24 protein-coding genes and 1 pseudogene are annotated in these 19,540 nt (G+C 73.3%); 13 read left to right on the top strand and 12 right to left on the bottom strand.

Annotated features, from left to right (window positions below; all coding sequences use genetic code 11):
* Positions 1-25: 25 nt before the first annotated feature.
* Genes ACULK2_RS03735 through ACULK2_RS03720 form a run of 4 tightly spaced genes read right to left on the bottom strand, consistent with a single transcriptional unit; the run spans position 26 to position 2,881 of the window.
* Positions 26-403: an L-rhamnose mutarotase gene (locus ACULK2_RS03735; protein ID WP_445968911.1), complete on the bottom strand. Its 378-nt coding sequence runs from the start codon at positions 401-403 to the stop codon at positions 26-28.
* Complete coding sequence (locus ACULK2_RS03730) at positions 400-1,167, bottom strand: SDR family NAD(P)-dependent oxidoreductase (protein WP_445968912.1); 768 nt, start codon at positions 1,165-1,167, stop codon at positions 400-402. Before ACULK2_RS03730 ends, ACULK2_RS03735 begins: the two co-directional genes overlap by 4 nt.
* On the bottom strand, positions 1,164-2,018 hold the full coding sequence (locus ACULK2_RS03725; protein ID WP_445968913.1) for a fumarylacetoacetate hydrolase family protein: 855 nt from the start codon (positions 2,016-2,018) through the stop codon (positions 1,164-1,166). Before ACULK2_RS03725 ends, ACULK2_RS03730 begins: the two co-directional genes overlap by 4 nt.
* Positions 2,015-2,881 carry an amidohydrolase family protein gene (locus ACULK2_RS03720; protein ID WP_445968914.1) on the bottom strand — a complete coding sequence of 289 codons (867 nt, stop codon included), beginning with the start codon at positions 2,879-2,881 and terminating at the stop codon, positions 2,015-2,017. Before ACULK2_RS03720 ends, ACULK2_RS03725 begins: the two co-directional genes overlap by 4 nt.
* A gap of 65 nt (positions 2,882-2,946) precedes the next feature.
* On the opposite strand from ACULK2_RS03720, the gene ACULK2_RS03715 reads away from it, so the two are divergent.
* Complete coding sequence (locus ACULK2_RS03715) at positions 2,947-3,666, top strand: FadR/GntR family transcriptional regulator (protein ID WP_445968915.1); 720 nt, start codon at positions 2,947-2,949, stop codon at positions 3,664-3,666.
* Between the two features lie 4 nt (positions 3,667-3,670).
* Here the strand turns inward: ACULK2_RS03715 and ACULK2_RS03710 are convergent, their stop codons facing one another.
* Positions 3,671-4,642 carry an aldo/keto reductase gene (locus ACULK2_RS03710; RefSeq protein ID WP_445968916.1) on the bottom strand — a complete coding sequence of 324 codons (972 nt, stop codon included), beginning with the start codon at positions 4,640-4,642 and terminating at the stop codon, positions 3,671-3,673.
* A 41-nt stretch (positions 4,643-4,683) separates the two neighbouring features.
* On the opposite strand from ACULK2_RS03710, the pseudogene ACULK2_RS03705 reads away from it, so the two are divergent.
* Both ACULK2_RS03705 and ACULK2_RS03700 read left to right on the top strand, forming a co-directional pair.
* A pseudogene (locus ACULK2_RS03705) lies at positions 4,684-4,920 on the top strand (hypothetical protein); the annotation flags it as partial.
* 125 nt (positions 4,921-5,045) lie between these two features.
* The gene (locus ACULK2_RS03700) at positions 5,046-5,153 is read left to right on the top strand and encodes a hypothetical protein (RefSeq protein ID WP_501044954.1); all 108 of its coding nucleotides are present in this window, start codon (positions 5,046-5,048) and stop codon (positions 5,151-5,153) included.
* A gap of 61 nt (positions 5,154-5,214) precedes the next feature.
* Here ACULK2_RS03700 and ACULK2_RS03695 read toward each other — a convergent pair whose 3' ends face one another.
* A complete protein-coding gene (locus tag ACULK2_RS03695) occupies positions 5,215-6,294 on the bottom strand; it encodes a winged helix DNA-binding domain-containing protein (RefSeq protein ID WP_445968917.1) in 1,080 nt (359 codons plus the stop codon).
* A 19-nt stretch (positions 6,295-6,313) separates the two neighbouring features.
* Entirely contained in the window at positions 6,314-6,784 is a 471-nt protein-coding gene (locus tag ACULK2_RS03690; protein WP_445968918.1) for a recombinase family protein, read from the bottom strand.
* Positions 6,785-6,910: 126 nt separating this feature from the next.
* Between ACULK2_RS03690 and ACULK2_RS03685 the strand changes: the two genes are divergently transcribed.
* On the top strand, positions 6,911-7,378 hold the full coding sequence (locus tag ACULK2_RS03685) for a VOC family protein (protein ID WP_445968919.1): 468 nt from the start codon (positions 6,911-6,913) through the stop codon (positions 7,376-7,378).
* 7 nt (positions 7,379-7,385) lie between these two features.
* Positions 7,386-7,769 carry a YciI family protein gene (locus tag ACULK2_RS03680; protein ID WP_445968920.1) on the top strand — a complete coding sequence of 128 codons (384 nt, stop codon included), beginning with the start codon at positions 7,386-7,388 and terminating at the stop codon, positions 7,767-7,769.
* A 19-nt stretch (positions 7,770-7,788) separates the two neighbouring features.
* Here ACULK2_RS03680 and ACULK2_RS03675 read toward each other — a convergent pair whose 3' ends face one another.
* Positions 7,789-8,700, bottom strand: a complete 912-nt coding sequence (locus ACULK2_RS03675; RefSeq protein ID WP_445968921.1) for an LLM class flavin-dependent oxidoreductase — start codon at positions 8,698-8,700, stop codon at positions 7,789-7,791.
* Positions 8,697-10,712, bottom strand: coding sequence for an FAD-binding oxidoreductase (locus tag ACULK2_RS03670; protein WP_445968922.1), 2,016 nt, complete (start codon positions 10,710-10,712; stop codon positions 8,697-8,699). The genes ACULK2_RS03675 and ACULK2_RS03670 overlap by 4 nt, the downstream gene beginning before the upstream one ends.
* Positions 10,713-10,795: 83 nt before the next feature.
* Here ACULK2_RS03670 and ACULK2_RS03665 point away from each other — a divergent pair, with 83 nt between their 5' ends.
* The 4 genes from ACULK2_RS03665 (at position 10,796) to ACULK2_RS03650 (ending at position 14,329) form a co-directional block, all read left to right on the top strand.
* Positions 10,796-11,326: a MarR family winged helix-turn-helix transcriptional regulator gene (locus ACULK2_RS03665; RefSeq protein ID WP_445968923.1), complete on the top strand. Its 531-nt coding sequence runs from the start codon at positions 10,796-10,798 to the stop codon at positions 11,324-11,326.
* 115 nt (positions 11,327-11,441) lie between these two features.
* Complete coding sequence (locus ACULK2_RS03660; RefSeq protein WP_445968924.1) at positions 11,442-12,278, top strand: alpha/beta fold hydrolase; 837 nt, start codon at positions 11,442-11,444, stop codon at positions 12,276-12,278.
* A gap of 155 nt (positions 12,279-12,433) precedes the next feature.
* Entirely contained in the window at positions 12,434-13,387 is a 954-nt protein-coding gene (locus tag ACULK2_RS03655) for an alpha/beta hydrolase (RefSeq protein ID WP_445968925.1), read from the top strand.
* A gap of 9 nt (positions 13,388-13,396) precedes the next feature.
* A complete protein-coding gene (locus ACULK2_RS03650; protein WP_445968926.1) occupies positions 13,397-14,329 on the top strand; it encodes an alpha/beta fold hydrolase in 933 nt (310 codons plus the stop codon).
* Positions 14,330-14,442: 113 nt separating this feature from the next.
* Here ACULK2_RS03650 and ACULK2_RS03645 read toward each other — a convergent pair whose 3' ends face one another.
* Complete coding sequence (locus ACULK2_RS03645; protein WP_445968927.1) at positions 14,443-15,387, bottom strand: RNA polymerase sigma-70 factor; 945 nt, start codon at positions 15,385-15,387, stop codon at positions 14,443-14,445.
* A 223-nt stretch (positions 15,388-15,610) separates the two neighbouring features.
* Here ACULK2_RS03645 and ACULK2_RS03640 point away from each other — a divergent pair, with 223 nt between their 5' ends.
* From ACULK2_RS03640 to ACULK2_RS03625, 4 genes are all read left to right on the top strand, one after another.
* Positions 15,611-16,348 (top strand): alpha/beta fold hydrolase, encoded by a 738-nt coding sequence (locus ACULK2_RS03640; protein WP_445968928.1) that lies wholly within the window; start codon positions 15,611-15,613, stop codon positions 16,346-16,348.
* 188 nt (positions 16,349-16,536) lie between these two features.
* Positions 16,537-17,418: an RNA polymerase sigma-70 factor gene (locus ACULK2_RS03635; protein WP_445968929.1), complete on the top strand. Its 882-nt coding sequence runs from the start codon at positions 16,537-16,539 to the stop codon at positions 17,416-17,418.
* The gene (locus ACULK2_RS03630) at positions 17,408-17,773 is read left to right on the top strand and encodes a sigma-70 family RNA polymerase sigma factor family protein (protein WP_445968930.1); all 366 of its coding nucleotides are present in this window, start codon (positions 17,408-17,410) and stop codon (positions 17,771-17,773) included. The genes ACULK2_RS03635 and ACULK2_RS03630 overlap by 11 nt, the downstream gene beginning before the upstream one ends.
* A 137-nt stretch (positions 17,774-17,910) precedes the next feature.
* Positions 17,911-18,672, top strand: coding sequence for an SDR family oxidoreductase (locus ACULK2_RS03625; RefSeq protein WP_445968931.1), 762 nt, complete (start codon positions 17,911-17,913; stop codon positions 18,670-18,672).
* Here ACULK2_RS03625 and ACULK2_RS03620 read toward each other — a convergent pair whose 3' ends face one another.
* On the bottom strand, positions 18,673-18,990 hold the full coding sequence (locus ACULK2_RS03620; RefSeq protein WP_445968932.1) for an ArsR/SmtB family transcription factor: 318 nt from the start codon (positions 18,988-18,990) through the stop codon (positions 18,673-18,675). It lies immediately after the preceding gene.
* Positions 18,987-19,526 carry an SRPBCC domain-containing protein gene (locus tag ACULK2_RS03615; protein WP_445968933.1) on the bottom strand — a complete coding sequence of 180 codons (540 nt, stop codon included), beginning with the start codon at positions 19,524-19,526 and terminating at the stop codon, positions 18,987-18,989. The genes ACULK2_RS03620 and ACULK2_RS03615 overlap by 4 nt, the downstream gene beginning before the upstream one ends.
* Positions 19,527-19,540 lie beyond the last annotated feature (14 nt).

Below are 19,540 nucleotides of genomic sequence, written 5' to 3'. Positions count from 1 at the left end.
ATCCGGTCGTTCCGCGCCGACGCGCTCAGTCGACGTGGAAGATCTCCGGGAGCTCCATCCACCACTCGCCCTCGGCGCGCTCGGCGAACGGGCGCTGCAGGGGCTCGCACACCGCCCACCACTCGCGGGTGGCGGGGTCGGCGGCGATCGCGGCCATGTCGGCCTCGAGATCGGCGCCGACGTACTCCATGTAGGCGAAGAGCACCTCGCCGTGGCGGTAGATCGAGTAGTTGCGGATGTTGCTGAGCGTCAGCCGCTCGAGCACCTTCGGCCAGAGGTCGGCGTGCAGGCGCTCGTACTCCTCGCGGTTCTCGGCGGGCATGCCGATGACCGACGCGATCCGGCGGACGCGGGTCTCGCCCGTGCCACGGGTGGGCCCGGAGACCTTCCCCGCGGCGTTCACGCGCGGGCTCCCGCCGCGCGCGGACGGAGGTGCGTGACGCCGCCGTCGACCTCGAGCGCCGTGCCCGTCGTCGAACCCGAGCGCGGGCTCGCGAGGTACGCGATCGCGCCGGCGACCTCCTCGGGTGTGACCATGCGCCCCGTGGCCTGGCGGGCGTCGAGTGCGGCGCGTTCGGCGACGGGGTCGGCGAAGCCCTGCAGCATCCGCTCGACGAAGGGCGTCGAGACGGTGCCGGGGCTCACGCAGTTCACGCGGACTCCCTCGCCGACGTGGTCGGTCGCCATCGCGTAGGTGAGCGCGAGCACGGCGCCCTTCGAGGCCGAGTACAGCGCCCGCTGCGGCAGCCCGTTGAGGGCCGCGATCGAGCAGAGGTTGACGACGGATGCCGCATCCGAGCGCCGCAGCCAGGGCAGCGCCGCGGCGGTGACGCGCGCCATCCCGACGACGTTGACGTCGAGCACGCGGATCCACTCGGCGTCGTCGTTGTCCTCGACGGTGCCGACCGCGCTGATCCCCGCGTTGTTGACGAGGACGTCGATGCCGCCGAGCCGCTCGGCGATCGCCGCGACCGCCTCGCCGACCGACTCGCGGTCGGTGACGTCGGCGGTGAAGCCAACGAGCGGATCGGGCAGGCCGTCGATGCTCCGGTCGAGCACGGCCACGCGCGCGCCGCGCACGGCGAGTTCCTGCGCGGCGGCGAGGCCGATGCCCGACGCGCCGCCGGTGACGACGGCGACGAGGCCGTCGAACTCCGCGGCGGTCATGCCTGCACCATCCGCTGGCTGGCGCGGCCGAGGCCGTCGATCTCGAGCTCGACGGTGTCGCCCTCGCGGAGGTACGGCCCTCCCGGCAGGCCGAGCGCGACGCCCGCGGGCGTGCCCGTGTTGATGACGTCGCCGGGGTGCAGCACCATGAACTGGCTGAGGTACCAGATGACGTGCGCGACGGAGAAGAGCATGTTCCCGGTCGAGCCGTCCTGGCGGAGCTCGCCGTTCACCCACAGGCGCAGGCCGAGCTGCTGCGGGTCGGCGACCCGGCCGGCGGGCACCAGGTCGGGGCCGAACGGGTTGAAGGTCTCGCAGCTCTTGCCCTTGTCCCACTGGCCGCCGCGCTCGAGCTGGAACTCGCGCTCGGAGACGTCGTGCGAGACCGCGTAGCCGGCGACGTGGGCGAGCGCCTCGTCGGGCGACGCCAGGTAGCGCGCGGTGCGCCCGATCACGACGCCGAGCTCGACCTCCCAGTCGGTCTTCGTCGAGTTCCGCGGGATCAGGACGTCGTCATTCGGGCCGACGATCGTGGAGGGGTCCTTCATGAAGATCACGGGCTCGGCCGGGAGCGCGGCGCCGGTCTCCTCGGCGTGGTCGCGGTAGTTCAGGCCGATGCAGACGATCTTGCCCGGGCGCGCGATGGGCGCGCCGACGCGCGAGGCGTCGCCGTCGAAGTCGGGCAGCGTGTCGAGCGCCGCGGCGATCCGGTCGAGGCCGTCGCCGCCGAAGAACGCGGCGTCGTAGTCGGCGGTGACGCCGCGCGCGTCGAGCACGCGGTCGCCGACGCGCACGACGGGGACCTCCCGTCCGGGAGCGCCGAGGCGGGCGAGGGTGAAGCTGGCGGTCATCGGGTGGTGCCTTCCGTGTCGGGGAGCCAGTAGAAGCGCCGGGCGGTGCCGGAGAGGATGCGGTCGCGCTCGTGCGGGTCGAGGTCGGCGAGGAGCGACTCGATGCCGGCGAGGACGCGTTCGTAGCCGCCGGCGATGAGCGAGACGGGCCAGTCGCCGCCGTACATGAGCCGGTCGGGACCGAACACGGCGAGCGCGTGGTCGAACGCGGGCCGGACCGAGTCGACGGTCCAGTCTGCCGGGTCGCCGACCGCGGAGTAGAGGCCCGAGACCTTCGCGTGCACGCGCGGGTTCTCGGCGACGCGCGCGATGAGCGAGGCCCACGGCTCGAGGTCGCCGGCGCCGATCGGCGGCTTGTTCAGGTGGTCGAGCACGAGGTCGAGCTCCGGATGCCGCGCCGAGACCTCGAGGACCGTCTCGAGGTGCTCGGGCAGCACGCCGACGACGTCGAACGGCACGCCGGCCGCCTCGAGCACGCCGAGGCCCGCGTCGACGTCGGATCGGAGCAGCCAGCGCGGGTCGGGGCGGTCGTGGATCAGGTTCCGGATGCCGCGGAACTGCGGCCGGCGCCGCAGCTCCTCGAGCCGTTCGGCCGCGCGCTCGGGCTCGTGCAGCGGTACGTAGCCGACGACGCCGACGACGAGCGGCTGGTCGGCCGCCACCTCGAACATGAGGTCGGTGTCCTCGTCGTCATCGGCCGACTGCACGAGCACCGTGCCGGTGACGCCGGTCGCGGCGAACGACGGCAGCACCTCGTCCATGCCGATCGAGCGGTACAGCACCCCGGCCTCGGGCGTCAGCCAGGTGTAGCTCGCACGGTCGAGGTCCCAGACGTGCAGGTGGGCGTCGATGATCCCGCTCATGCGGCCTCCCGATGGTTGGTGAGGAAACGTCTGATGACTTCGGGCGCAGCGCCTAGGCTGTGCCCATGGGATCGCGTTCGAACGTCGTCATCGACGGAATCCGGCAGATGATCACGACCGGTGAGCTCGTCGCGGGCTCGCGGCTGCCGGTCGAGCGCGAGCTCGGCGCTCGGCTGGGGGTCTCGCGCGGGCCGTTGCGCGAGGGCGTCCGTGCGCTCGTCGTGCTCGGCGTGCTCGAGACCCGTCAGGGCGACGGCACGTACGTGACCTCGCTCGAGCCGGGCCGGCTCCTCGAGCCGCTCGGCATGCTGGCCGAACTCCAGAGCCCCGAGAACAGCGTGCACCTGCTCGGCGTGCGGCGCGTGCTCGAACCCGAGGCCGCGGCGCACGCGGCGCTCCGCATCACCGACGACGAGCTCGCCGAGGCCGGCGCCATCCTCGATCGCGGCGAGGCGATCCTCGCGGCCGGCGACGACATCGACCTCGAGGCGACGATCGACGTCGACACCGAGTTCCACCGCGTCATCGCGAACGCGAGCGGCAACCCCGCGTTCGCGGCCATCATCGAGGCGCTCGTCGGCCGCACGGCGCGTGCCCGGCTGTGGCGCGCCATCCACCAGCGCGGAGCGGTGCACGACACCCAGCGCGAGCACCGCGCCATCCTCGATGCGCTCGCGGCGCACGATCCCGACCGTGCACGCATCCGCATGAGCGTGCACGTGCTCGGCGTCGAGGACTACACCGAGCGGCACGTCGACGAGCAGCCCGCCGACGACGTGGACTGACGACTCAGGCATCGCGCACGAGCCCCCGCTGGGACAGCGCGCTCCAGAACCCGTCGGGGATCTCCGCGCCGTAGCGCTCGACCGTGCTCGACACCTGGTCGGCCGTGCGCATGCCGACCACGACCGAGACGACGGCCGGATGCCGCAGCGGGAAGGCCACGGCGGCCTCGGGCAGCGTCAGTCCGAACTCCTCGCAGACGTCGGCGATCGCGTTCGCCCGCGCGAGCACGTCTGCCGGGGCGGGGCCGTAGTCGTAGGTGGCGTCGGCCGCCGGGCGGGGCGTGGAGAGCAGCCCGGAGTTGTAGGCCGCCGCGGCCACGATGCCCACGCCGCGCTCGGCGGCGAGCGGCAGCAGGTCGTCGAGCGCGCCCTGCTCGAGCAGCGTGTAGCGCCCGGCGAGCATGATCACGTCGACGTCGTGGCGCGCCACGAACTCGGCGGGCATCGCCGACTGGTTCATTCCTGCACCCACGGCGCCCACGACGCCCTCCTCGCGGAGCTCGATGAGCGCGGGGATCGCCTCGGCGTGCGCCTGCGGGCCGTGGTCGTCGGGGTCGTGGAGGTAGGCGATGTCGATGCGGTCGAGGCCGAGCCGCTCGAGGCTCTCCTCCATCGAGCGGCGGATGCCGTCGCGGCTGAGGTCCCACTGCCGGCGGAGCGTCGCGGGCACCGCGAAGCCCTGGTCGTCCGTGGTGCCCTCGGGGTACCCGCTCGGCACCAGCAGACGTCCGACCTTCGTGGAGAGCACGAACTCGTCGCGGGGCCGCTCGCGGAGCGCCTCGCCGACGCGTCGCTCGGAGAGCCCGAGCCCGTAGTGCGGCGCGGTGTCGAAGTAGCGGATGCCGGCGGCCCAGGCCGCGTCGACGGCCGCGCGGGCCTCATCGTCGCCGGTCGGGCGGTACAGGTTGCCGAGTTGCGCGGCGCCGAATCCGAGTTCGGACAGGGCGGCACCGGAACGCAGGGTGCGACTCAGCATCGAGAGACCTCCATGGGACGACAGGACTGCCTAAAGGTTAGATGACTTCGAGCTTCACGTCCATTTCCGTGGCACAATGGGCTGAGAACGGCGCCAAACATCTCCTCAATTCCGATGCGCCGTTCCACCGACATCCGCTGGGAGGATCAATGCTGACCGCCGCGTACACGGGCGACTCGACCATCACCGTCTCCGAGGCGGAACCCCGGCCGCCGGCACCGGGCCAGGTGCAGATCCGGGTCGCCTACGTGGGCCTCTGCGGCACCGACCTGCACATCCTCCACGGCAGCATGGACGCGCGCGTCGAGACCCCGCTGGTCTTCGGCCATTCGGCCAGGCCCGTGAGAGCGCCCGCTTCCACCTGCACAGCCGCCTCGAGACGACGCTCGAGGAGCACGAGCACGTGTTCGCGGCCATCGAGGCGGGCGATCCGGATGCCGCCGAGCAGGCGATGCGCTCCCACATCGCCGACGCGTGGGAGCGTCGTCGGCCGCCGAGCCCCAAGCGCTGAGCGACGTCGAGCGGGTCGGGCGCGACGGCACGGTGCGCCCGACCGAGTCGTGCCGCTCCGGCTACCCGATGGACTCCACGTGCGCCGCCAGCCCGAGGTACGCGCCGTAGCGGTCCGCCGCCTCCGCGACGGCCCGGCGCTCGCCGGCCCGCAGCGCGCGGTACGGCGTGAGCTCGAACGTCACCGCGCTCGATCCGACCCGTCGTCGCATGCCGGCGAGGATCTGCCCATCGACGAGCGCCATGCCGATCGGTGCGCCGAGCGTGCGCTCGACCAGCCCGTCGGCGTCGATCGCCCAACGCGAGTCCTGGTAGCCGCGGTACATCTCGTCGAGCACCTGCAGGAGGTGCGCCCGGGGCGGATCGCCCGCGCGGGCGGCGGGCGGCGGCGACTCCCCGGCCGCGTGCCGGTAGGTCCGTCCGTCGTGCTCGAACGACTCGAGGCGGTCCCCCGCGCCCGCGATGCCGCGCCGGGCGTCGGTCAGCGTCAGGGTCGCCCAGTAGGCGAGGTCGCGTTCGGTGGCGGGTCCGTGCGACGCGAGGTACCGCGCGGCGAGCTCGCCGAGCGCGTCATCGCGATCGCGGGATGCCGCGGCCGGCACCCGGTCGTCCAGCAGCGCGTAGGTGTGCTCGCCGTCGCGCGGCACGCCGCCGCAGAGGATGCCGTGCACCTCGAGATGGGCGAGGAGCAGCATGAGCTCGAAGGCGCTCACCGCCTGGCCGCGCTCCGCGAGCGCCGCAGCCACCTCGCTCCGGGTCCGATCCGGCGTCGCGTCGAGCAGGGACGTGATCGCGTCGGTCAGCAGAATCATCCGCTCGGCCAACGGGCGCAGCTGCTGCGCCGCGACCGGGATGACCCGCGGCGCCGTCACGTCGAGCAGCCACCTGAGGTCGTCGACGTGCACGTAGTGCCAGGTCGGGCGGAGCACGTGCGTCCGGATGACCCGGCCGTCGGCGAGCGCGGCCGCGAGATCCTCCTGCCGGGGCGCCGTCGTCCGCGTCGCGACCGCCCAGGCGGACTGCGACGGATTCTCGGCCTGCACGCCGAGGAGCGTTCGGACGACCGACTCGGCGTCTGCGACCGGTGCGGCGAGCAGCTGCGATCGCAGTCGCCAGCGCGCGATGTCGCGGTCCGTGGTCATGCCGGCTCCGCCCGCGCGGTCAGCCGCGCGCGTCCTCCAGGTGCGGCGCACCGCGGCTCAGCACCTTCACCACGAGGTTGTGGCGGCGCAGGGTGCGGATGGTGCGGGCCACCTCCTCCGGCGAGCGGCCGAGCGCCTGCTCGTTCACGACGACGAGCACGTCGCCGGCCTGCAGGGTCGCGAAGAGCCGGCCGAGCCGTTGCTCCCAGGTCTCCGGCATGTCGGGCGTCGGGTACCGGAAGTCGAGGATCTGCACGCCGAACCGGGTCAGCGCGGTGCGCTGCTCGAGGATCGGCGGCATGTCGTCGCGGGGCACGACGAGCCCGACGAGCCGCGACCCCTCGGGGCGGGCCTTCCACCAGTCGTGGTTCTGCTGCAGCTCGACGAAGCATTCGGGGCAGCCGATCGCGTGGTGTCCGGGGACATGCTGCCCGGCGGCGTCGAGCTCGCCCGCGGCATCCGTCGTCGCACCGGTCTGCTGTTCGTCCATGTCGGTCACCCTCGTCGCCGCCCTCCGCATCCCCTCCATTCTCGCCGACCGGGCACCATCGGCGTACGCTGACCCCGATCGCGCGTCGCGCGCAGCCGGACGCGCACCCGGACGAGGAGGTTCCCGATGGCCGAGATCGGCCCGATCCAGCCCTGCCTGTGGTTCGACGACCAGGCGCGTGAGGCGATGGCGTACTACACCGAGGTGTTCCCGAACTCCTCGATCGACCGCATCGACGAGTACCCCGACGAGTCGCTCGACGAGCACTTCCGGGGCATGTCCGGCAAGGTGCTGAACGGGCAGTTCCGCCTGAACGGCGTGCCGTTCACCTGCCTCGACGGCGGGCCGCTCTTCACGTTCAACGAGTCGATCTCGTTCATCATCGCGTGCGACGACCAGGCCGAGATCGACCACTACTGGGCGAAGCTCTCGCACGTGCCCGACGCCGAGGCGTGCGGCTGGTGCAAGGACCGCTTCGGCGTGAGCTGGCAGGTCATCCCCGCGAACATGGACGAGCTCACGCGGCGGCCCGAGCAGATCCGCGTGATGATGCAGCAGAAGAAGATCGTCATCGTCGAGCTCGAGAACGCCTGAACGACGGATGCCGCGGAACCCCGACATCCCGGACGAGTTCGACGTCCTGACGCTCGTCGTGCTGCGGCGCCCGGCCGACGCGCCCGAGCTGGCCGAGGCGGAGCTCGACGACCTCCAGGCGCAGCACCTCGCGTACCGGGCCGCCCTGCGCCGCGAGGGCGTGATCGTCGCGAACGGCCCGTTCGACGAGCAGAGCGACCCCTCGCTCCGCGGCATGTCGATCTTCACCTGCGGCCCCGCGGAGGCGGCGCGACGGTCGGAGCTCGACCCGCTCGTCGTCGCCGGCCGGCTCGCCTACGACGTCATGGAGTGGTGGGTCGCTGCGGGCACACTCGCGTTCCCGCGGGCCGACGGCGCGGTGGGCGAGCGACGGGTCATGCCGGAGGACTGAGCCGACGCCCGCCGCGCGCTCACGCCGCGCGTGCCCCGCGCTCGCGGGCGACCGCCTCGCGCACGGCCGGCGCGATCTCGGCGGCGAGCCGCTCCGCCACGACCGGATCGTCGCCCGCCACCATGAAGGCGCTGAGGCCGTGGTCGAGCGCGAGCCCGGTGAGGTCGTCGACCCACTGCTCGGCGGGTCCGTGCAGCAGGCCGCGCGACACCGGCGACAGGTCGACGCGCATGAAGTTCATGAGCCTCCGCACGTCGGACGGCGAGCGCCCTGCGGCGAGCGCGGCGTCGTCGATCCGGGCGTTCGCCTCGTCGACCCCGGTGAGCCCTCCCTCGACGTACTCGAGGGAGGGGAGCCATCCGTCGCCGAGTTCGCCGGTGAGGGCGAGCATGCGCGGCTTGTACGCGCCGACCCACACGTCGATGTCGTGCGCGGGGCGCGGGCCGCGCTTGGCCCCGGCCACGTCGTAGTAGGCGCCGTGGTGCGAGACGCGGCCAGCGGCATCCACGTCCCAGAGGTCACGGATGATGCCGATGCCCTCGCGGAGCGCGTCGACGCCCTGGCCCGGGGTGAGGCGGCGGCCGCCCATGGCGGCGATGCCGTCCCAGAAGGCGCCCGCACCGATGCCGAGCTCGAAGCGCCCGCCGCTCAGCGCGTCGATGGTCGCGGCCGAGCGCGCGAGCACGGCCGGCGGGCGGAGCGGGAGGCTCGCGACGTTCGCGCTGAGGTGCACGCGCTCGGTGCGGGCCGCGACGTAGGCGAGCAGCGTCGAGGTGTCGAGGAACGACGCCTGGTACGGGTGGTCCTGGAAGGTGACCAGGTCGAGCCCGACGCGGTCGGTGAGCTCGGCGAGCTCGACGACGTGAGCGGCGTCGTGGGCGGACGGGGTGAGGAACGTCCCGAATTCCAGGTCGTGTCCGTAGTCGGTCATGAGGCGATCTCCAGTTCGGTGGTGCCGGTGTCGGTGCGGCCGGTGTCGGCGCGGCCGGTGTCATCGGTGCCGGATGCCGCGGCGGAACGCGGCTCGATGGCGAAGTTGTCCCGGAAGAGGCCGTCCGGGTCGTAGCGGCCCTTGAGCGTCCGGAGGCGGCCGAGCACGGGCTCGGGGAAGGCGTCGAGCAGGCGCTCGGGCCGGCGATCGGTCTCGAAGCTCAGGTACAGCCCGTCGAAGTGGTGGCGAAGGCCGTCCCAGGCGGCGCCGAGCGCGGCGTCGTCGGCGCCCATCGCGGTCACCTGGAAGTCCGGCGACCGGTGCGGGAACGCCATCGCGTCCGGCGCGACCTCCGCCACCGCGCCGCCCATGGTGCGCAGCTCGAAGAAGTGCACGAGGCCCGTCTCGAGGAGCGCGGCGGCGTCCCGCGCGAATTCGGGCGTCAGTTCCGGCAGGAACGCCGAGCGCGAGACCGGCTCGCCGTGGCCGTGGTGGCCGTCGGGGCCGACGTCGGCCGCCTGCGCCATGACGTCGCGGTACGGCATCACGGCCGCCTGCTGCTGCACGAGCGCGCCGATCGCGGTGAACGGCGTGAGGCGCTCCACGACCACGTCGGGGTCGGGGTCGTCGACGATCGCGAAGAGCTGCAGCACAGCCTGCCCCTCGCGGGGTCGCCCGGTGACGAGGAACGCGGTCGTGTCGGTCGGCGCCTCGGTCGCGATGCGCCCGAACTCGCTGAGACCCGCTTCGAGGTCGGGCGTGACGAGCGCGAGCTGCGCCCAGCCGACGTCGTCGATCTCGTCGACCTCGAACTCGAACGCGGTGGCGATGCCGAAGTTGGCGCCGGCGCCGCGGACCGCCCAGAACAGGTCGGGGTGCTCCTCGGCGCTCGCACGCACCTGCGTGCCGTCGGCGAGCACGAGCTCGACCGCGCGCAGGTGGTCGATCGTGAGCCCGTGCCCCCGGGAGAGCAGGCCGATGCCGCCCGCGGTCGCGAGCCCGCCGACGCCGACGCCGCCGTAGTCGCCCGATCCGAGCGCCCACTCGTACGGGTGCAGCGCTGCGGCGACCTGCTTCCAGGTCGCGCCGGGTCCGATGCGCACGAGGCGTGCCGCTCGGTCGAGCACGACGATCTCGTCCATGCCGCCGACGTCGATCACGATGCCGCCGCGGTTCGTCGAGCGCCCGCTGATGCCGTGGCCGCCGCTGCGGATGCCGAGCGGCACCTCGCGATGGCGGCGGGCGAAGGCGAGCGCGTCGGCCACCTCGGCGGGCATCGTCGGCCTGAGCACCAGGCCCGGCGCTCCTCCGCGGAGGTAGGTCGAGGAGACGCCGCGATGGGCACGGTCGCCGGGCTCCACCGCGGTCGCTGCGAGCGACTCGGGCACGCCGTCGTAGTCGATCCCGGCGGCGCGTCGTGCGCGCACCGCTGCGGATCGCTCCGGACGCGCCGGTGCGGCGGCGCGCACCTCGGCGGCGACGGACGCCACACGCTCGACGTCGGCGACGGAGGCGACGGGCACGACGACCGGCAGGCCGTCAGCGGCGAGCCCGGCGAGCTCGGCAGCACCCGCCCCGGAGGTCGCGACGACCCAGCCAGGGTCGCCGGCGGCCTCCGCGCCGTCGTTCCTGCCGGCGCCGACGAGCCGGCCCGGGGCGAGGAGGCCGAAGCTCTCGCGCGCGCGCTCGAGCACGCTCGGCACGGGCGTCTCGGCGTCGGGCGCGCCGCCCGCGAGCCCGAAGGCGGACCCGCGCGAGCCGCGGCCGGCGTGCGCCTCGACGACGCCGATCGCGATGCGCTCGGTGCCGGCGGCGATCCACGCCGCGGTGCTCCAGGGGTCCAGCGGCGACTCGTCGTCGCTCGCATCGACGGGGCCGACGACGATGAGGTCGAGCCCGCTCGTCTCGGCGGCTCCGGCGATCCGCGCCACGGCGGCGGCTCCGTCGATGTCCGGGCGGTCCGCGTCCGCGCCGTGCGTCGACGCGATCAGGACTCCGAGTTCGATGGCCATGCAGTCTCCAATGATTCGGTTGCAATGAAGATAATCTATTTTTCAGATGATTTATTCCACCGACGAGTCGTAGGCTGGTCGACATGGAGCACGACACCGCCCATGGCCTCGGGACGCCGACCGCCGGGAACGCGAGCGCGCGGTCCGGGATCGACGGCCTCGACCTCGGCGACGACTTCGGCTGGGCGCTCGGCGTCCTCCTCCGCGCCTACCGCGACCGCGTGCAGGAGGCGATCGGCGACTTCCCGCACGGTCCGCGCGGCTACGAGACGATGGCCGAGGTCATCCGCGGCACGCAGCCCAGCCAGCTCGCGCTCGCCAATCACCTCGGCATCGACCGCACCGTGATGACCTACCTGGTCGACGACCTCGAGACCGACGGCCTCGTCGAGCGGCGACCGAACCCCGCCGACCGACGCCAGCGGCTCGTCGTCGCGACCCCACGCGGTCGCGAGGTCATCGAGGGGGCGTGCTCCCGAGTCGTCGCCGCACAGGATCTCGTGCTCGCCGGACTCGACCCCGCCGAGCGGGAGACCCTCCGTCGGCTGCTGATCACGGCCGCCGCCGGCACCGGCGGCGACGTCGACGACCCGTGCGAGGTCGCCGACGAGTGATCGCGACTACGCGACGCACGTGGTTCGGCGCCGCCTCGCCGAGGACGAGGGTGGAACCCGACGGCCGCGCCCGTCCGGGCCGATCCCGCCGTCCCCGCATCGAGGAAGGTCCACCATGCACGCCTCCACTCCCCGTCGTCGGCGCGGTCCGGTCCGCGCCGCGATCGCCGCGGCCGCGGCCGTCGTCGCGGTCACCGCGTTCTCGGTCGCCGTTCCCGCGTCGGCGGATGCCGCCCGCGCACCCTCCGAGCCGAAGCCCACGATCGTCCTCGTCCACGGCGCGTTCGCCGACGCGTCGGGCTGGAACGACGTGACCGAGCGGCTGCAGAAGCGCGGTTACACCGTGCTCGCGGCAGCCAACCCGCTGCGCGGGCTGCTCACCGACGCGGCCTACGTCCGCTCGATCCTCGAGACCATCGAGGGGCCGATCGTGCTCGTCGGCCACTCGTACGGCGGCGCGGTCATCACGAACGCCGCGACCGGCCTGGCGAACGTCGAGGCACTCGTCTACGTGGCCGCCTACGCGCTCGCCGAGGGCGAGAGCCTGGTCGAGGCCAACGCCCTCGGCGGCGGGCATACCGACCTCGCCGATCACCTCGTGATCCGCCCCTACCCCGGCGCACCCGAGGGCGACGCCGACGGCTACATCGACCCTGCGTACTTCCACGAGCTGTTCGCCGCCGACCTGCCGAAGAAGCAGACCGCGGTGATGGCCGCGTCGCAACGGCCGGCCGCCGTGCAGGCGCTGTTCACGCCGTCCGGCGAGCCCGCCTGGGCGAGCATCCCGAGCTGGTACATCGTCGCCGCGCAGGACCACACCATCCCGCCGGAGGCCGAGCGCGTCATGGCCGAGCGTGCCGGCGCGACCACGATCGAGCTCGACAGCTCGCACGTCGCGATGATGAGCCGTCCCGGCGAGGTCGTCGACGTCATCCTCGACGCCGCAGAGTGAGTGCGCGCCGCCGGCCGTGCCGGTGACCTCGCACCGCGGCATCCGCTCGACACGTCGGGCGGATGCCGCGGCTCGTCGCATCCCCGCGTCACATCCCCTCCCGGAACCCGGTCCTCGTTGGTGACCCGCTCACCGCTCACGGAAGGACCGGAACCATGACCGATCACGTGCTCGAACCCGCTGCCCAGGACGTCGCCGAGGCGACATCCCACCCGCCGTTCCTCTACGAACTCGGCACCGAGGGCGCCCGCAAGGTGCTCGACGACATCCAGGCCGCACCGATCGACGAGCCGGACGTGGACGAGACGTGGACCACCGTCCCGGCCGAGGTCGGCGACGTGCGCGTGCGCATCGTCCGGCCGGTCGGCGCCGAGGGCGCGCTGCCCGTCGTGCTCTACATGCACGGCGGCGGCTGGGTGCTCGGCAACGCCGGCACGCACGACCGGCTCGTCCGGGAGCTCGCGACGGGCACCGGCGCGGCCGTCGTGTTCGTCGAGTACGACCGCTCGCCCGAGGCCCGCTACCCCGTCGCGATCGAGCAGGGCTACGCGACCGCGCAGTGGATCACCCGGAGCGGCGCCGAGCACGGTCTCGACGCGTCGCGTCTCGTCGTCGCGGGCGACTCGGTCGGCGGCAACATGGCCGCCGCACTCGCGATCATGGCGAAGCAGCGGGGCGACGTGACGTTCCTCCACCAGTCGCTCTACTACCCGGTGACGGATGCCGCGCAGGACACCGCGAGCTACCGCGAGCTCGCCGACGGGCCGTTCCTGCTGGCGAAGAGCATGGCCTGGTTCTGGGACGCCTACCTGCCCGACGCCGATCGCCGCGGCGAGATCACCGCGTCGCCGCTGCGGGCAAGCCTCGACGATCTCGCGGGCCTGCCCGAGGCGTTCGTCGTCGTCGACGAGAACGACGTGCTGCGCGACGAGGGCGAGGCGTACGCGCGCAAGCTCACCGCCGCGGGCGTACGGACCACGAGCGTGCGCTACAACGCCGCGATCCACGACTTCATGATGCTGAACCCCGTCCGCGGCACCGCCGCGTCGACCGCGGCCGTCGAGCAGGCGATCCACGTGCTGCGGACGGCGCTCGGCACGGGCGAGTAGGAGCCGGCGATGACCGACCCGCTCCCCCGCCTCGCGCCCCTCCGTCACGTGGGGGCCGGCGTGCTGGACGTCACGTACCACGAGGCCGGTCCCGCCGACGGGACGCCCGTGCTGTTGCTGCACGGGTTCCCGTACGACATCCACAGCTACGTCGACGTCGCACCGCGACTGGCGGATGCCGGCTTGCGCGTGATCGTCCCGTTCCTCCGCGGGCACGGCGGCACTCGCTTCCGCGACCGGTCCGTTCCGCGGAGCGGCCAGCAGGCCGCACTCGGCCAGGACGTGATCGACCTCATGGATGCGCTCGGGATCGACCGCGCCGTGCTCGCCGGGTACGACTGGGGCGGGCGGGCCGCGTGCGTCGCGGCGGCGCTGCACCCCGAGCGCGTCATCGGCCTCGTCTCGGTGAACGGGTACCTGATCCAGGACCTGCGCACCGCGATGCATCCGCTGCCCCCGGCGCTGGAGGCAGGGTTCTGGTACTTCTTCTACTTCCTGACCGAGCGGGGCCGCCGCGGCCTGGCCGACGACCGGCGCGGCCTCGCGGAGGTGATCTGGCGACGCAACTCGCCCGAGTGGGCGTTCGGCGACGCCGAGCTCGATCGTGCCGCCGCCGCGTTCGAGAACCCCGACTTCGTCGACGTGGTCATCCACTCGTACCGGCACCGGCTGGAGCACGTCGAGGGCGCGCCGGAGTACCGGGCGGCCGAGGCGAGGCTCGCGGGACAGCCGCCGATCACCGTGCCGGCGGTCACGCTCGACGGGCTCGCCGACGGTAACTTCCCGGCGACGGATGCCGCGGCATCCGCTCGGCACTACACCGGGCCGCGCGTGCACCGGCACGTGCCCCACGCCGGCCACAACCTGCCGCAGGAGGCGCCCGAGGCGTTCGCGGCAGCCGTCGTCGAGGTGCTCGGCCTCGCGGAGGGTGCGGCGGACTGAAGCAGCCGACGCGCCGCCGCGGCCGCGGCCGCGAGGACGATCGCACGATCCGCCGCGCCTCGACGCGTGCCGTTCCCCGCTCCGGAACGCCGATCCGGTGACGCGGTGCCGCGTCAGGCGCCCGCGGGAAGCACCGCGCCGAGCTTGCCGGGGTTCACCATCCAGAAGAGGCGGTCGACGCCGTCGACGGTCGCGTCGACGGCGAACAGGGCGAACGGGGATCCGTTCGCGGCGAGCAGCAACGCGGGCTCGCCGTTGGCCTCGATCCGGCGGATGTCGATGCCGGTCCAGAACCATTCCGACACCGCGCGCACGAACTTCACGACGCGTTCGCGGCCGACGAGCGGGAACCGCGCCGCCTGCGCCAGGCCTCCGCCGTCGGAGTAGCTCACGATGTCGTCGGTGAGGAGCGCCTCGAGCCGCGTCAGGTCGCCGGTCTGCGCCGCGTCGAGGAAGGCCTCCAGGAGCCTCCGGCGCTCGGGTGCCGGCACCGAGGCGTGCCGACCGGTCTCGAGGTGCTTGCGGGCACGGCTCACGAGCTGTCGCGCGCTCGCCTCGGTCGCGTGGATGATCTCGGCGATCTGCCGGTACGGATAGGCGAACGCCTCGCGCAGCACGTACGCGGCGCGTTCGTTCGGCGTGAGCCGTTCGAGCAGCAGCAGCACGGCGAAGCCGAGCGACTCGTCCTGCTCGACGAGGACCTCGGGGTTCGCGCCCGTGTCGATCGGCTCGGGCAGCCAGGGTCCGACGTACGCCTCGCGCCGGGCCCGTGCCGACTGCAGTGCGTTGATCGCGAGCCGGGTGACGGTCGTCGCGAGGAAGGCCGCCGGCTCGCGCACGACGCTCCGGTCGGTCTGCTGCCACCGCAGCCAGGTCTCCTGCACGAGATCCTCGGCGTCGGCGACCGAACCCGTCATCCGGTAGGCGATGCCGAACAGCCGCGGCCTGAGTTCGCTGAACGTCGCGACGGCCCCGTCGAGATCGGGCGCAGGCCGCCACTCGCCCCTCGGCCGCCGGACCCCCGAGAGATCGACCTTCGTCGCCGCGTGCGTGCGCATGACTCCCCCATCATGACGCGCCGGGCGAGCCCCGTCGAGGAGGGACGGAATCGGGACGCGTCGACATCGTCGTCATCTCCGACCGGGCAGGGCGATCGGATGTGACGGCATCCGCGACATCCGTCGGAGACGTCACAGGCGAACCGGGCATCCGGTCCGAGCTTGCGACACCCGGCGCCCTGCCGTGCGGGTGCCGACGCATCCACCACGGAAGGAATCCACCATGTCCAACCAGAACCCCACCGTCGTGCTCGTGCACGGCGCCTTCGCCGAATCCGCCAGCTGGAACGGCGTCATCGAGCGCCTCCACGCCGAGGGCGTCACCTCGGTCGCGGCCGCCAACCCGCTGCGGAGCCTCGCGGGCGACGCTGCCGCCGTGCGCGACGTCGTCGCCGCGGTCGACGGGCCGGTCGTGCTCGTCGGCCACTCGTACGGCGGGCTCGTGATCAGCGAGGCCTCCGCCGGCGACGAGCGGGTCGCCGCGCTCGTCTACGTCTGCGCGTTCGTCCCGGAGACGGGCGACAGCGCGTTCGCCCTCTCGACCAGCGCACCCGGCAGCACGCTCGGCGAGGCGCTCGACGCCCACCCCGTCTCGACGGGCGGCGTCGAGTTCACGATCCGCCGCGACGTGTTCCGCGAGCAGTTCGCCGCCGACGTCGACCCGAGGACGGCCGGCCTGATGGGCGCGACCCAGCGCCCCGTGACCGAGGCTGCGCTCCAGGAGCCCGTCACCGCGGCGACCCCCGGCTGGAGGGACCGCCCGTCGTGGCACGTGTTCGCCGCCGAGGACCGCAACATCCCCGTCGCCGTGCACCGTGCGGGCGCCGAGCGCGCCGCATCCCGCGGCACCCGCGAGATCGCCGGCGCCTCGCACGCGCTCAGCGTGTCGCAGCCCGACGCGGTCGCCGAGGTCGTGCTCGAGGCCGTGCGCGCGGTGGCCGAAGCGCGGGCGGCGGCGTAACGCCGCGACGCGGCATCCGCTCTGCTTCATGGGCGGATGCCGCGGCTCGCCGGGCGATGCCGGCCCTCGCGGTCGGGGACGGACGGCCGGATGTCACGTTCCGGCGGCCTGTCCGGTCGTAGCTGCGAGGGCTTCCGCGCTTCCCCGACGGGTACTCGGCCCCGGCCGCCGCACGAGAGGATCACCGAATGCACGAGGACACGATGGACGACGCGATCGCCGTCTTCGGCGCCGTGCGCGGACTGCTCTTCGGCATCGCGTACCGCATGCTCGGCAGCGCGTCGGACGCGGAGGACATCGTGCAGGAGGCGTGGCTGCGCTGGCAGGGCACGGATCGGTCCGTCGTCGAGGATCCGCCCGCCTTCCTCGCGACGACGACCACCCGCCTCGCGATCAACACCCTGCAGTCCGCGCGCGTGCGCCGCGAGACCTACGTCGGGCCGTGGCTCCCGGAGCCGGTCGACACCAGCGCCGATCCGACGCTCGGCGCCGAACGGGCGGAGGCGCTCGGCTTCGCGGTGCTCGTCATGCTCGAGCGGCTCACGCCGACCGAGCGCGCCGCGTACGTTCTGCGCGAGGCGTTCGCGTACTCGTACGCGCAGATCTGCGCGATCATCCAGGTCTCGGAGGTCGCCGCCCGCCAGCTCGTGAGCCGCGCGCGCAAGCACCTCGCCGGCGAGCGCCGACGCGACGTCACCGCCGCCGAGCAGCGGCGCCTGCTGACCGCGTTCGTCAGTGCCGCCCGGACCGGCGACCTCGATGGGCTCGAACGCCTCTTCGCGGAGGACGTCGTGTCCTACTCCGACGGCGGCGGCGTCGTGCGCGCTTCGAAGTTCCCCGTGCGGGGCCGGGAGACGGTCGCGAAGTTCGTGCGGGCGTTCCACACGCACTTCTGGGCGGGCGTGGAGACGCTCGAGGCCGACGTGAACGGCGAGCCGTCGGTCGTGCTCCGCAAGGACGGCACCACGTTCGCCGTGCTCACGGTCGTCGCGTCGGCGGGCGCGATCGACCAGGTGCTCTGGATGATGAACCCGTACAAGCTCTCCGCCGTGACCTCCCGTGCCGCATGACTCGGTCGCGGCTGCGCTGCTCGCCGCCCTCGACGCCGGCGACGACGTGGCGCTCGCCCGCCTGCTCGACGGCGAGGCGAGGCTGACCATCGACACCGGGGACCGTGGCGGCGGGTCCGTGCGAGGGCGCGCCCGAGTCATCCGCACCCTGGGACGGCTGCTCGTCGGGCGGGGCGAGGCAGCGCTCGAGACGGCGCAGGTGAACGGATGTCCCGGCCTCGCGCTGCGACGTCGCGACGGCACGGTGATCGCGGTGCTCGCACTGGAGGTCGACGACGCCGGAACGCTGATGGAGCTCTGGCTGCAGGCCGCTCCCGCGAAGCTCGCGAACTGGAACCGGCGCTGCGGCTCCTAGTCGCCGTCGGCGCCCGCGCAGCTGCCGCCGGCGCCCGGCACCGGACGTGCGGTCGTGTCACAGATCGCCGCGCCGGTCGGTCGGAGCTTCATGACGGCAGCGGATTCCCCGCAGCCCCGACGGAAGGCACCCGACTCATGAAGATCGTCGTCATCGGAGGTACCGGCCTCATCGGATCCAAGGTCGTCTCGGACCTCGCCGAGCACGGCCACGAGGCGATCGCGGCCTCGCCGAACTCGGGCGTGAACACGCTCACGGGCGAGGGCGTCGCCGATGCGCTCGCCGGCGCCGACGTCGTGGTCGACGTCTCGAACTCGCCGTCGTTCGCCGACGACGACGTGATGGCGTTCTTCACGACGTCCACGCGCACCCTGCTCGACGCGGAGCGCGCGGCGGGCGTCGGCCACCACGTCGCGCTCTCGATCGTGGGCGCCGAGCTGCTGCCCGACAGCGGCTACCTGCGGGCGAAGGTGGCGCAGGAGCGACTCATCGCCGACTCGGGCCGGCCGTACACGATCGTCCGTGCCACGCAGTTCTTCGAGTTCGCCGCCCGCATCGCCGACGAGGCGACGACGGAGGGGGTCGCGCGCGTGTCGACGGGCTTCATGCAGCCCATTGCGGCAGCGGATGTCTCGACCGCCGTCGCGCGTGCGGCCGAGTCCGCACCGCGGAACGGCACGCTCGAGATCGGCGGCCCGGAGAAGCTGCCCATGGCGGAGTTCCTCCGCCGCGGCCTCGCGGCCCGCGGCGACTCGCGCGAGATCGTCGCCTCGGCGGACGCGCCGTACTTCGGCACGCTGCTGCAGGGCGACGAGCTCACGCCGGGACCCGGCGCGGAGCTGTCGACGACACCGTTCGACGAGTGGGCCGCGGCGCAGGCCGGCGCGGGCGCCCGCTGACTACAGCCCCTCGGCGATCTCCTTGATCGCGGCGAGCCGGCGGTCCCATTCGGCGCCGATGGCCTCGAGCCTGCGAGCGGTCTCGCCGAGCTGTGCGCCGAGCACGCGATAGCGCACCTCGCGACCGACGCGGATCGGCTCGACGAGGCCCACCTCCTGCAACTGCGCGAGGTGCTTGGCGATCGCCTGACGGGTCACGGGCAGGCGCCCGGCGAGGGCGGACGCGGATGCGTCGCCCTCGCCGAGTGCCGCCAGGATGCTCCACCGGGTCTCGTCGCCGAGTGCGGCGAACACCGGAACCAGCGTCCCGGAGGTCATGCGGCGCCCTCGCGGAGCGCCGCGTGCCCACCGTCGGCCGCGCCGGCGAACAGCGCGACGAGCTTGTCGAGCTCGGACACCCAGCCCTCGGCGTGGTCGCGCATGTTGGCGGTCGGGTCGGACGTGAGCTCGAACCCGGTCTCCACGACGGTGAGCTCGGTCACGGGGCGTGCGGCGCCATCCGCCGCGGCCGCGCCGGCGACGGGCTCGAGCGTGAAGGTGAAGACGGTCGACGTGGCCTCGTCGACCCGGTCGGGCAGGTGCCCGAGTGCGTCGTCGTTGCCCCAGCGGTACGTGACCGAGCGCGGGGCGTCGATCGCCTCGACGCGGATCGGCACGTCGCCGTAGCCCTCGAAGGTCATCGTGCCCTCGGCGCCGACCCCGGCGCCGTGGAGCACGGTGCGTCCGAACCAGCGGGAGATGTGGGCGGGCTCGGTGACGGCGGCCCAGACCTTCTCGACGGGCGCGGCGATGCGGATGGTGCGTCGCACGGAGTACGTGCCCTCGTCGACGACGGAGGGCTGGTTGTCGGTCATGCTCACCATGATGG

It is taken from the genome of Agromyces molybdatiresistens, assembly GCF_052748445.2.
This window is presented reverse-complemented; position numbering and strand designations above follow the sequence as displayed.

Coding starts and splice junctions, on each gene's coding strand:
- ACULK2_RS03690 (WP_445968918.1), bottom strand. CDS start 6,784: ATGGACGAACAGCAGACCGGTGCGACGACGGATGCCGCGGGCGAGCTC.
- ACULK2_RS03730 (WP_445968912.1), bottom strand. CDS start 1,167: ATGACCGCCGCGGAGTTCGACGGCCTCGTCGCCGTCGTCACCGGCGGC.
- ACULK2_RS03660 (WP_445968924.1), top strand. CDS start 11,442: ATGCACGCCTCCACTCCCCGTCGTCGGCGCGGTCCGGTCCGCGCCGCG.
- ACULK2_RS03645 (WP_445968927.1), bottom strand. CDS start 15,387: ATGCGCACGCACGCGGCGACGAAGGTCGATCTCTCGGGGGTCCGGCGG.
- ACULK2_RS03640 (WP_445968928.1), top strand. CDS start 15,611: ATGTCCAACCAGAACCCCACCGTCGTGCTCGTGCACGGCGCCTTCGCC.
- ACULK2_RS03695 (WP_445968917.1), bottom strand. CDS start 6,294: ATGACCACGGACCGCGACATCGCGCGCTGGCGACTGCGATCGCAGCTG.
- ACULK2_RS03675 (WP_445968921.1), bottom strand. CDS start 8,700: ATGACCGACTACGGACACGACCTGGAATTCGGGACGTTCCTCACCCCG.
- ACULK2_RS03615 (WP_445968933.1), bottom strand. CDS start 19,526: ATGACCGACAACCAGCCCTCCGTCGTCGACGAGGGCACGTACTCCGTG.
- ACULK2_RS03680 (WP_445968920.1), top strand. CDS start 7,386: ATGCCGCGGAACCCCGACATCCCGGACGAGTTCGACGTCCTGACGCTC.
- ACULK2_RS03665 (WP_445968923.1), top strand. CDS start 10,796: ATGGAGCACGACACCGCCCATGGCCTCGGGACGCCGACCGCCGGGAAC.
- ACULK2_RS03650 (WP_445968926.1), top strand. CDS start 13,397: ATGACCGACCCGCTCCCCCGCCTCGCGCCCCTCCGTCACGTGGGGGCC.
- ACULK2_RS03725 (WP_445968913.1), bottom strand. CDS start 2,018: ATGACCGCCAGCTTCACCCTCGCCCGCCTCGGCGCTCCCGGACGGGAG.
- ACULK2_RS03635 (WP_445968929.1), top strand. CDS start 16,537: ATGCACGAGGACACGATGGACGACGCGATCGCCGTCTTCGGCGCCGTG.
- ACULK2_RS03670 (WP_445968922.1), bottom strand. CDS start 10,712: ATGGCCATCGAACTCGGAGTCCTGATCGCGTCGACGCACGGCGCGGAC.
- ACULK2_RS03655 (WP_445968925.1), top strand. CDS start 12,434: ATGACCGATCACGTGCTCGAACCCGCTGCCCAGGACGTCGCCGAGGCG.
- ACULK2_RS03715 (WP_445968915.1), top strand. CDS start 2,947: ATGGGATCGCGTTCGAACGTCGTCATCGACGGAATCCGGCAGATGATC.
- ACULK2_RS03720 (WP_445968914.1), bottom strand. CDS start 2,881: ATGAGCGGGATCATCGACGCCCACCTGCACGTCTGGGACCTCGACCGT.
- ACULK2_RS03710 (WP_445968916.1), bottom strand. CDS start 4,642: ATGCTGAGTCGCACCCTGCGTTCCGGTGCCGCCCTGTCCGAACTCGGA.
- ACULK2_RS03625 (WP_445968931.1), top strand. CDS start 17,911: ATGAAGATCGTCGTCATCGGAGGTACCGGCCTCATCGGATCCAAGGTC.
- ACULK2_RS03620 (WP_445968932.1), bottom strand. CDS start 18,990: ATGACCTCCGGGACGCTGGTTCCGGTGTTCGCCGCACTCGGCGACGAG.
- ACULK2_RS03685 (WP_445968919.1), top strand. CDS start 6,911: ATGGCCGAGATCGGCCCGATCCAGCCCTGCCTGTGGTTCGACGACCAG.